This window comes from Bacteroidota bacterium (assembly GCA_016183775.1).
Lineage (GTDB): Bacteria > Bacteroidota > Bacteroidia > JABDFU01 > JABDFU01 > JABDFU01.
The window spans coordinates 1-13,064 of record JACPDY010000048.1; the positions used below are offsets into that span (position 1 = coordinate 1).

Genomic DNA, 13,064 nt, shown 5'->3' on the forward strand with positions numbered 1-13,064 from the left:
ACAATTTTCCATTGGGCATCGGTAAGGCTTGTTTCATACATGGTACATAGGGTTTTGGTCAACACTAAGTAATTCAGTAGGAGATTTCCTTTTAGATGCCCTTTATACTTTTTATCAAATGAATTTTAAACAGTTTCTAAAATTTACCTTGCTTTCCTGATTTTATTGACAGGCGTTTCACGACTGTCATTTTCCCAAAATCAAAGTCCGGAAAAATCAATTTCGGGCAATCATCATTATATTGAATACACTTTTCAACTTACCGAAGGATTAAATCATCCGGATGATGCGGAAAAGGTTGATCAGATCATGCAAAGTCTGAAAGACCTGGTTGCTTCTTCAAAAACAGATTATGAATCGCATTATATTAAAGTTCAGGTTTATGATGCCCGCATTACTTTTGAATCGCTTGTTTATGTTTTGGAATTAAGCGGATTTAAAGCCTCGGCATTGATCAGTACTAAGAACGAAGAAAATTAATTATATAGTTTGCCCTTCAAACAACGAATTAATTTTTAGTCAATGAAAAAATCAGTCCTTATTATATTATCGGTATTTGGATCTTCATTGGCTGTGTTTGCCCAGGGAGGAAACACCTGCGCTGCAGCACAGGCTGCTCCTATTACAATTGGAACAAGTTATTCGGCGCAAACAACCTGCGGCAAAGTAAACGATTATACCGGAACAGGAAGCACTTGCCTGAGTACCCTGTATTATGGCTCGGAGGATTGGTTTTATTATTTCTGTGCTCCCACCAGCGGATGCATTACCCTTTCATTAAGCAATCTTACTTCAGGCGTTTCCGGGAAACCGGCATACATTTCATTCTCCGTATTTGATGGCTGTCCCGGAACCGGAAGCTGCGTGAATGGCTCTTATCAATACCTGGCGGCCAATACCACTCTTGCATCAGGGCCTTCTATTCAGGTAAATGCAACTGCGGGAAAGTGTTATTATATTGTAGTCGATGCATATTCCTATACGAGCTATGCAGGGTGTTTTAATTTTACATTGAAGTCTTCAATTGTCCCTCCGTTAACTCAAACACCTGGCGGGAATACCTGTTCGGATGCTCAGGCAAATCCTATTACCATTGGAAATACCTATACCAATCAAACTACTTGTTGTGGAGGCAATGACTACACCGGAACGAGCAGCACCTGCATGGGTGGTACAGGCACTTACAACAGTGCGAGCGACTGGTATTATTATTTTTGCGCCACTCAAACAGGCTGCGTAACTTTTTCTATGCCCAATACATCTTCCGGTGTTTCAGGAATCCCAGTTTATGCCTCCCTCTCAGCCTATGATGGTTGCCCCGGTTCTTCATCGTGCCTGGCGGGAAACTATACATACGTTGGAGCGGGTACTACTGTCGCTGGCCCTTCAATAAATTTCATGGTTACCGCGGGCAAGTGTTATTATATTGTAGTTGACGGGTACAGCATCGGGGGGACATACGCTAATTGCGCCAAATATTCACTTACCTCTACTTTCCAGCTTCCCGTTTCTCAAACTCCCGGCGGAGCTACATGTACAGCAGCTATTGCCAACCCTTTAACTATCGGAAGTACTTATAATAACCAAACTACGTGTTGCACAGGCAACAATTACCAGGGAACGAATTCCTGTCTCAGTACAACTTATCTTTCCGCTAACGATTGGATGTATTATGTTTGCGCCACTCAATCAGGATATTTACAGGTTAACCTGAGTAACATCACATCTTCTGTAGCCGCATACCCAAGCATTTCGGTTTTTAACGCATGTCCGGGTACTGCAGGGGCATGCGTGAGCACCAACTATGTTTACATTAGTGCTGGTGTTGCCGGCACACAAACCCTTCTGATCAATGCAGTTGCGGGTCAATGTTACTTTATTTTAGTGGACGGATATGGTGATCCTTATGCCAATTGTGTCAAGTATTCTATCTCTACTTCATTTTCCGCCATACCCAAAAACCCAACTTGCAACAATATGGATTTTGAAACAGGAAATCTGACCGGCTGGTTTGGCAATACGGGTACCGCCACAATGGGAGCTGTGGGCGCACCGACGCCTATGTATACTTTGACGGCTATTGGCATTGTTGCGGGAAGACAAACAATAGTGGGTCCTGCAGGAACCGACCCTTGCGGCGGATTTCCGGTAGTCGGTGCCGGCAGCCGCTCTCTAAAACTGGGGAATAACTCTACCGGAGCGCAGGGAGAACAGGTCAGTCAGACTTTTTTGGTTTCAGCCGCCAATGCCAGTTTTACATACCGGTATGCAGTTGTACTGGAAGACCCGGGACACACAAGTAACCAGCAGCCATTCTTTATGGCATTGATGACAGATCAGACTGGAAAAAAGATTCCCTGTTCTGAATTTATAGTATCTGCAGCGGCTTCTCTTCCGGGCTTTTTTAATTCGACATCATGTCCTTCCGTCAGGTATAAACCCTGGAGTACGGTTAACGTTGACCTGACCTCATATATTGGAACTTATGTAACTATTCAATTCACAACCGGCGACTGCTCTGCAAGCGGCCATTATGGATACGCCTACGTTGATGCCCAGTGCGGAACGTCCATACTTGCTTCCAATAACGATACCATTTGCCCAGGTCAGTGTACTCCTTTGCAGGCTCCTGTTGGTTATGCATCTTATCAGTGGCAGCCCGGAAATCTGAGTACCGCAACGATAAATGCCTGCCCTACTACCACCACCGTTTATACATTAACCCTTACCGGGTTTAATGGCTGTAAGACCACCAATTATGACACTATTTGGGTTTCACCAAATCCTGTCGCCGATTTTACTTTTACCACACCCGGTTGTAACAAACCCATCAGTTTTACAAATACTTCTACGATCACTTCACCATCGACAATAACAAATTATTCCTGGACGTTCCAGGGGGGAACACCCGGCAGTTCTACCACTCAGAATCCAACCAATATAACCTGGAGTGCTCCCGGCACTTATAGTGTTACGCTTACTGTAAGTACTGCTGCAGGCTGTACATCATCTGTAACCAAGCAGGTGGTCATACCCGCCTGTACAATAGCTGTATCAATTTTGGGAGACTCAGTTTGTGCAGGAAATTGCCACTCGCTGAATGCTACTGCATCATTGGGCGTTCCTCCTTATACATATGCATGGAGTCCAAATATTGGCAACGGTCCCGGCCCGCACCAGGTTTGTCCTACTGCTACTACAATATATACTGTAACCCTTACTGATTCACAAGGCACTGCAAATACAGATGTCGCAACAGTGGCTATTTATCCTTCCGTGAATGTGACCGTTACCGCAAATAACATTACCTGTAACGGAAAATCTGATGGCAGCATTACTGCCAACCCTTCAACCGGCGCCTCACCCTATACTTACGACTGGAGTGCCCCGGCATCCTCACAAACCACACAAACTATAACAACCCTTGCTCCCGGTGATTATACAGTTACTGTAACCGACAAAAACGGCTGTTCGTCAACTTCTTCGGCAACTATAACAGAACCTACAGCGCTAACTACAACTATTACTCCGCCGGTATTAAATAATTGCAATGGAGGTACTACCTCGGCAACAATTACTGCAACGGGTGGAATAACACCTTATACATATACCTGGTCCGACCCCGGAGCACAAACTACCGCAACAGCATCCGGATTGGCCACGGGTATTACTTATACAGCAACAGTTACAGACAACAACGGATGCATCAACACTTCATCGGTAACCGTAACAGGCAGTGGGACACCACCAACCGTGACTGCGGTGAGCAGCGGTGATCTTACCTGTATAATAACCAGTGTGACATTAACCGGCACCAGCGCCGGAAACACTATGGTTTGGAATGGAGGTTTGCTGACTAATGCCGCCGACCCTGCCATTGTTTCATCTGCCGGAACCTATACTGTTACAGCAACTGATGGGACCACGGGCTGTACCGCAACACAAACCGTTACCGTAACATCAAATACAACAGTTCCTGACATCAGCATTGCAACGCCGGCACAACTTACCTGTACCGTTACAAGCACAACCCTGACCGGCAGTTCAACCTCCCTGGGTACTACTTTCCAATGGACAGGAGGACCCGCAACAGCTACTTATACCGTTTCTGTGGCGGCCATTTATACTTTAACTATTACTGATCCATCGAACGGATGTACAGCAACACAAACCGTTACTGTAACAACTGATACAATTATTCCTGATATCAGTATTGCAGCACCCGATCAACTTACCTGCATAAATACCAGTGTAACATTAACAGGCACTTCCGTTACTGCAGGAGTAAACTATCAATGGACAGCAGGTCCGGCAACGGCAAGCAACACTGTTTCTGCTGCAGGCATTTATACTTTAACTGTTGTTGATCCGGCAAACGGGTGCACGGCAACACAAACGGCTACAGTAGCAGCTAATACTGTAGTTCCTGATGTAAGTATCACCACACCACCGGAACTTACCTGCACAGATACCATCGCAATTTTAACAGGTAATTCAATAACTCCCGGAGTTACTTTCCAATGGACAAATGGACCCGCGAATGATAGCAACACTGTATCGATAACAGGTGTTTATACTTTAACAGTTACTGATACGACCAACGGTTGTATAGCTACGCAAACCATTACGGTGACATCAAACACGACAGTTCCAGACATCAGCATTGCAACTCCGGCGCAACTCACCTGTACTGTTACCAGTGTAATTCTGACAGGCAGCTCAATGACCACGGGTGCTGCTTTCCAGTGGACAGGAGGACCTGCAACGACAGCTTATTCCGTTTCTGCGGCAGGTATTTATACATTAACAGTAACCGATACTACTAACGGCTGCACAGCTACCCAAACTGTAACAGTTGTATCAAGTCCGGGCGTTCCCGATATCAGTGTGACACCTTCGCAGATCACCTGCTTTAACCCCAGCGTAACTTTAACCGGTAGTTCAACAACATCCGGTGTAACTTTCCAATGGACAGGAGGACCTGCTACAGCTACTTATACCGTTTCTGTGGCGGCCATTTACACTTTAACTGTTACTGATCCTTCTAACGGATGTACCGCCTCACAAACCGTTACCGTAACAGCTGACACTCTTCTACCCGACATAAGTGTTTCAACACCTGCTCAGCTGACCTGTATCGTTACGAGCGTAACATTAACAGGAAATTCAACTACTGCGGGTGCAACGTACCAGTGGACAAACGGACCAACTACAGCAAGTTATTCTGTATCGGCAGCCGCTATTTATACGCTGACTGTTACCAATCCGGCTAACGGATGTATATCAACACAAACAGTTACTGTCACTTCCAGTCCGGGCGTGCCGGATATCAGTATTGCGCCGCCATTACCGCTTACCTGCACCAATACAAGTGTGACTTTAAAAGGCAGCTCAACAGCTTCTGGTGTTACTTTTCAATGGACAGGAGGACCTGCATCAGATAGCAATGTGGTATCAACAGTCGGCATTTATACTATAACTGTTACTGATCCGGCCAACGGGTGTACAGCATCGCAAACTGTAACTGTAGTAAGCAATACCACTCCGCCGGTTGTTACTGCTACAGCAAGTGGTAATTTAACCTGTATTGTAACAAGTGTGGCATTGACCGGCACGAGTCCTGGCAATATTATGGTTTGGAATGGAGGAGCTTTAACCAACGCTGCTGACCCTGCTGCTGTTTCAGCTGCGGGAACTTATACTATTACGGCGACTGACACAACAAATGGCTGTACCGCAACACAAACAGTAACTATAACGGCAAACCCGGGTGTTCCCGATATCAGCATAGCATCTCCCCCACCTCTTACCTGCACCAATAGAAGTGTAATATTAACAGGCAGCTCAGCCACAACCGGCGCTACTTTCCAATGGACAGGCGGGCCATCAACGGATATCAATACAGTCTCAGTGGCCGATATTTATACCTTAGTGATTACCGATCCGGCTAACGGATGTACGGCTCAACAGACCGTAACGGTAACGATCGACACCATACCGCCAACAGTAACTGCAACGAGCAGCGGCAGTCTTACGTGCCGTACAACAAGTGTTGTTTTGACAGGTACAGCAGCAGGAAGTTCAATAGTATGGAATGGCGGCGCATTAACTAATACGGCAGATCCCGCCACTGTTACAGCTCCGGGAACTTATACTGCTACGGCTACCGATCTGGCAAATGGCTGCACTTCAACACAAACAATTACAGTGGTGCAGATTGACGGCATTACTCTATCCTCTGAAAGCACCAAAACAGTATGTGGCGGCGCGACGGGTACGATTACCGCACATGTGGCCGGGGGTACACCTTCCTTTACTTACGAATGGGATCATACAACAGGCAGACAAACGGATTCCGTAGCGGTGAATCTTATTGCCGGCACTTATACCGTAACCGCTACAGATGCCAATGGTTGTACTGCAATCGCAACTGATACTGTAAAAAATGCGCCACCCCCTGTTATAACTATTGTGCCTGCACAGCAAACAATAATGGATGGTCACAGTATAGCTATAACTGTAACAGGAGCTTCAACATATACATGGCTTCCGGCTTCAGGATTGTCTTGTACCAATTGTTCAAACCCAACAGCGAGTCCAGCGACAACTACAACCTATACAGTTGTTGCTGCCGATGACAACGGGTGTACTGTAACTGCCCTGTTAACAATCACAGTAAAACAAGCTTGCATTGATGACGAATCGGCTGTATATGTTGCCAATATATTCTCTCCCAATAATGATGGAAAGAATGATATACTCTTTATTGAAGGCAACGGCCTGAGTCAGATCTATTGGGCGATATACGACCGATGGGGTAACCTGTTGTTTGAAGCCTTCGACCAGGTTCATGGCTGGGATGGAACATATAAAGGCACAGAAATGGAACGCGGCACTTATGTATATTACCTGAGGGCAACTTGCATTAAAACAAATGCTGAAGTGAAATTAAAGGGTAATGTTACAGTTGTAAGGTAAGTGCGGCAAGGCAATATTCTTTATCAGAACTCCCGTTATATTCCACTCTATTTGCTCTTCTCTTTTTTCACTTTCTCTTTTATCACCTCTGCGAGCAACCGGTTTTGGATCTTACTTTTGAGCCATGAAATGAAATCGAGGTACTGAAGCTTGTTCTTTTCGGAAGGGATATTTCTAATTACCAATAATTTTTCCAAACACTCCGAGAATAACTGAACAGTATCTTTTCGGGAAGCAGTTGCTGAATAGTTATTACGAAACAGCTCTAATATTATCGTTTCCATTTCCCCCAACATATTTTCCTTTTCAAAAGTTGAATATGCAGATACGGCAAGCTCTTCTGCATACTGTATCCTGCCTAATTCATATTGTATAATTATATTTAATAATGTTGTAGAGTTATAAATATCCGGACGAATTTCGTCCTTGCTCATTTGCAGGATCTTATTCACAAAAACCAAAGCGGATCTGTGAACCGCTGTAATAAAATACACAGTGGCAAAATTATAATATATGATCTGTAAACCATGTGAACTCAATTTGAAATCCGGCTGAACCATATCCTCCTGAAGCTTTTCAACCAATTGTAATGCAGTATCAAAATCAGCAGTATCAGTATAATACAACAGTTCATGCAAACTGAACTCGATTTTTAAAGCAATAGGAGCACCCGGGTTATCCTGCATAGTTACTTTAGCCAACCTTATTCCTTCCGCCATAGCGCTGTAATTTTTCAATAAACCGGAAATAACAATCTGCCTGGAAAGTAATGTCAGGTAATCAGAATACGAATTATAACTCAACGTGCAATTTTGGCTAACAATATCAATTGCCCCCTGATTATGATCAAAAGCCTTTTGATAATTCATATTGTAATAGTTATAAGTGGTGTTAGCAAGGTGGTACCATAATTTTGAAGTAGTGGTGGTCGCCAGCTTATAGTCACGCAACAAAGGATTCCTAAATATTATTTTCAGTTCGGCATTGGCTTTCCCGACAGATGCTTCTCCATAAGCTATAGCCACCGCTTCGGTTTTATCACTCAGCCATTCATAACGAACTACATTTTCCATATCCTTTAAAGCTCTCAATTCCTTTGTCAGCAGTTTATTCAAATATGAAACATGTTTTGGGGGCGAGTTTTTATACCTTGAATACACATGCTCCTTTTTATACAAATCAACAAGATCATTGTGTACTTCATACTTCAGCGCCAATTTTTGTGCTTTCACAAGCAATTTTAACCCCGCCTTATGAAGCTTCTTCCTGTACAAAAAATCCAGGTCCTTTTTCATATCGGCCAATTGCGCCTGCACACTTCCCTTACTATGATAAAGCCGCATGGACTTCAATATGAGGTTAAAAAGATAGTGTTTGTTGAAACGAAAATTTTTGGTGAATGATTCTTGTTTAAATCTCGTCAGGAATTGCTTTTCATTGTATTCCTTTTGTTTATCCATTGCATCAAACAACTTAACAAAAGAACTCTCTTTTGCTTTCATACTCATTGAGGCAAAAACTTTAAAATAGCGCTTTTCTGTCTGATTTAAAGACTTAATAAGGGCAAAAAGGTCGATATTTTGCATATAAATTAAAACAATAAATAAGTATAAATTATATTATTTATTTGATTATCAATATTTTATAAAATATTTATTTTATAATTATATTATATGAAATCAAATTTATTACATTTTTCTTATTGATTTAGCGTTTTTATTGAATTAATTTTAGATGTATGGTTGATGAATTACAAAGACTAATGAAAAAAAAATCGCTTATTTACACTATGTTGCTATTCATTTCAACATCATTGTTTGTGAATGATCCTTTATCAGCAAAAACCGACAGCGAGGAAAATGATTCCGATTTAACAAAACGCAAAGAAGAAATTATCCAAAACATAATGAATATGCCCGTTTCGTTCCGACCAAATCACGGACAGTGGGAGAACAAGATCTTGTTCCAGGCAGCATCCGAAAATGGCAATATTTATTTCATGAACAATTGTCTCAGCTTTGCACACAGAAGAGATATTATTTCAGATACGACTAAAACCAATCAAAATATTTCAGGTAAGGATTATGAAATTTTGGTCTGGAACATTCACCTCGATGGCACAAACCCCAACACCCACATTCTTCCTTCGGGTAAAAAGGAAAGTCATGCTAATTATTTTATAAATAACAAACAGATTTCAAATGTTCCTGATTATTCCGAAATTATTTACAAAGATGTATATGACAAAATTGACTTAAAGTTTTACAACACTTCAAAAGATCTTGAATATGATTATATCCTGAAACCAGGTGCGGATGTTAATAAAATCAGAAGAACTGTTGATGGCATAGAAAAAATTACTATCAACAACACCGGCGATATTGAATTCACAAATAAATGGGGCATTATACAGGAAAGAAAACCGTATGCTTATCAGATCATTAACGGAAAAGAAACAGAAGTCCCTGTTCAATTTTTGCTTATCAATGACAAAACCTACGGATTTAAAATTACAGGTAAATATGACAAATCTAAAGAACTCATTATTGATCCTGTAATCCTTCAATGGTCAACATTTGTAGGAGGAATAGCAGGTGCAGGTTCGGGAAATATTAATGATATAAGCGTAGGAGGTAATTTTGCGAACCCTGCCATTTTTGGCACGGGCTATTATAATGCCTCATACCCTGTTACTCCCGGTGTTTATGACAATACATTTAACGGAGGGGAAGACGTATATGTATTCAGGTTAGACGGAACGGGTACCAATATGTTATGGGCCACCTACGTTGGCGGGGCCGGTAATGACCGTGGACAAGGCATATTGGCCAGAACAATGCCGGATGTAGTATATGTTACGGGGTATACGGCCTCTGCCGCATTCCCAACTACAGCAGGAGTATTAGGCCCTGCCTATAACGGAGGAGCAGCGGACGCATTTTGCTTTCAACTGGATGGTACTTTAGGAGCAGTAATGCTCTGGTCAACTTTCCTTGGTGGCACTGGTGATGATTATGGCACAGATGTAAGGGTTGACGGAGGCGGGGTACCTTATTATACAGGCTATACCAAATCAACTGACTTTCCAACCACTGCCGGAGCTTTTGATGTAACACCCAACGGCGGATTTGACGCATACTTCACTAAACTAAATCCGGCAGGAACTATGGTAACATATTCAAGTTACATCGGAGGCAGTGGAGATGACTATGGCAATGGCATTACATTAAATACATTTGGAACCGACCGAATATTTATAGTTGGTTCTACAAACTCCCCTAATTTTCCGACTACTGTAGGCGCTTTTGATGCTGTTTACAACTTAGGAGACGACGCTTTTGTATTTGCTTTCGATGCACCAGGTGGTGTTCCGAATGCGATACCATTATATTCAACCTACCTGGGCGGACCCGGAAATGAGTCAGCAACAAATTGTTATCTCAATTTTGCAAATCAGGTTGCTGTTACAGGATATACAAATTCTGTAGGCTTCCCCACTACACCCGGAGCTTATGATATTACCCAAAACGGAGGCTATGATGTTTTTGTTACCGTAATGAACCTTGCGGGCAACGCCCCTGTATATTCTACATTTGTAGGCGGAGGTGCTGACGATTACGGAGATGATATTGTTTATGGTTTTGGCGGCATGGGAATTCCCCTGTTTGTTGCGGGCACAACAAGTTCTGCAGATTTTCCCACAACTTGTCAGGCTTACGATAAAACATACAATGGCGGCTTATCCGACAATTTCCTATTGAAAATAAATTGCACAAACGGAGCCGCTGCCCAACTATTGTACTCCTCCTTTTTTGGCGGAACAAATAAAGATTATAACGCATGCCTATATTCTGATTACTCATTATCGCACATGGGTTGCGAAGGCGTATTGATGGGCTACAATTCACATTCATTTGACTTTCCAACCACAGCTGGTGTTTTTCAATCAACAAAATTAAACGAGGCTATTGCTGGATTAAATCCTCAACCGGGGGTGCTTATGCTTCGCAGCTCTGCTCCAACAGAAGGATTTTCTTATTCAAGTACTAATTGCAGCCTTACAGTAAATTTTGCGGCCCCACCCTGCACACAGTGGACATTTGACGGGCCATACACAAATTGGTCATGGTCGTTTGGGGATGCAACCAACTCAAATCTGGAAAACCCCACACATACATATGCAGCACCCGGCACATATACAATTTGGAACTCCAATTTTCCAAGTTGCGGAGGCGGTAGTCCGCAAACAATTACTGTAGGCGTTCCGCCAACATTAGTTCCATCAAGTACCAATTTAAAGTGCTTTGGAGGGAATAACGGATCTGTATCAGTAACGCCTTCAGATGGTAAGCCAGGTTATATCTATAATTGGAATAATGGCGCAACCGGACAAACCAATACCGGACTAACACAGGGTACATATACAGTAACTGTAACAGACAATAACGGGTGCACAAAAACCGCCACAACGAGTGTTACCCAACCCGCGGCAATCACGGCAAGCATCTCTGTTGTAACAATTAACTGCTTTGGAGGAACTACTACCGCAACTGCAACCGGTGGTGGAGGAACACCAGCATACACCTATTTGTGGAATGTCGCCGGCCAAACTAATGCAACTGCAACAGGACTTACACAAGGAACATATACGGTAACAGTTACAGATAACCAGGGATGTACGGCTACTTCAACTACAAATATAACGCAACCCACGGCAGCCACTGCCGGCATTTCTCCCGGAACGATCAACTGCTTTGGTGGAACAACTACAGCTACTGCATCAGGCGGAGGTGGAACACCCGCATACACCTATCTGTGGAACGCGACCGGGCAAACTACCATTAATGCAACCGGACTTACACAGGGCACTTACACAGTAACTATTACAGACAACAAAGGGTGTACTGCTACATCTACCACAAGTATCACACAACCGACTGCTACATCTATAAGTATAATTCAGGGAACTATCAATTGCTTTGGAGGAACGGCTACAGCCACAGCCACAGGCGGAGGCGGCACCCCCGCTTATACTTATCTATGGAACTCCACTGCACAAACTACAGCTACTGCAACCGGACTTATCCAAGGCAATTACACAGTAACTATTACTGACAACAAAGGTTGCACTGCTACATCATCAGCAAGTATTACACAACCGCCGGTTCTTTCTGCAAACGTTAATGTTAGTGATGCGTCCTGCGGTTCTTCAAATGGCAGCGCGGTTGTTAACGCAAACGGCGGCACAGGGGTTTTAACTTACAGCTGGAGTTCAGGTGCTACTTCCGTAACAGCTTCCGGGTTATCATCCGGAAATTACAATGTTACTGTTACTGATGCAAAAGGTTGTACGATTATTACAAATGCAACAGTAAATAACACCAGTGGAGGAACTGCTACAATTTCAATAGTTTCAAATGTGAATTGCAAAGGTGGTAATAACGGAAGTGTTACCGCAACTGCCGTAGGTGGAATTCCAACTTTCACTTATTCCTGGAGCAATGGAGCTTCTGGAGCCACAATTTCAGGTCTCACGGCTGGAAGTTACACAGTTACGGTAAAGGACGGATCCGGATGTCAAAGTATAAGCACTGTGAGTATAACAGAACCGGCTTCTTCAACAGTAGCTATTACAACAGGAACCATCAATTGCTCCGGAGGAACAACAAGCGCTACTGCAACAGCCGGCGGCGGCGCGCCTGCGTATACATACACCTGGAGTGCTGGCGGGCAAACTACAGCCATTGCCACAGGGCTATTACAAGGCAACTATACTGTAACTGTTACTGATAGTAAAGGGTGCACAACAACTACTACAACCTCAATTACTTCACCACAGCCCATCGTTGGTCAATTTACAAAGGGCACTGCCACCTGTGCAGGATGCGGTTGCAAAGAGTGGGTACTGGTGAATGCTACAGGCGGCAGCAGCCCTTATACATACTTATGGCAAGATGGATATACGAACAGATATAAAAATCAACTTTGTCCGGGTACATTTATAATAAATATTGTTGACAAAAATGGCTGCAGTACAAAAGTTAATCTTAATGTACCCTGAATTAAAAAAAATTGATTTTGCTGCG

At 43.2% G+C, this 13,064-nt stretch carries 4 protein-coding genes; 3 read left to right on the forward strand and 1 reads right to left on the reverse strand.

Annotated elements, in window-relative coordinates; translation table 11 throughout:
• Nucleotides 1-165 precede the first annotated feature (165 nt).
• Together HYU69_06335 and HYU69_06340 are read left to right on the forward strand one after the other, a co-directional pair.
• Nucleotides 166-480, forward strand: coding sequence for a hypothetical protein (locus HYU69_06335; GenBank protein MBI2269963.1), 315 nt, complete (start codon nt 166-168; stop codon nt 478-480).
• Between the two features lie 42 nt (nt 481-522).
• Nucleotides 523-6,978 carry a gliding motility-associated C-terminal domain-containing protein gene (locus HYU69_06340; protein MBI2269964.1) on the forward strand — a complete coding sequence of 2,152 codons (6,456 nt, stop codon included), beginning with the start codon at nt 523-525 and terminating at the stop codon, nt 6,976-6,978.
• A 47-nt stretch (nt 6,979-7,025) separates the two neighbouring features.
• Here the strand turns inward: HYU69_06340 and HYU69_06345 are convergent, their stop codons facing one another.
• Nucleotides 7,026-8,486 carry a hypothetical protein gene (locus HYU69_06345; GenBank protein MBI2269965.1) on the reverse strand — a complete coding sequence of 487 codons (1,461 nt, stop codon included), beginning with the start codon at nt 8,484-8,486 and terminating at the stop codon, nt 7,026-7,028.
• A gap of 254 nt (nt 8,487-8,740) precedes the next feature.
• On the opposite strand from HYU69_06345, the gene HYU69_06350 reads away from it, so the two are divergent.
• Entirely contained in the window at nt 8,741-13,039 is a 4,299-nt protein-coding gene (locus HYU69_06350) for a PKD domain-containing protein (protein ID MBI2269966.1), read from the forward strand.
• The last annotated feature ends 25 nt before the right edge of the window (nt 13,040-13,064 follow it).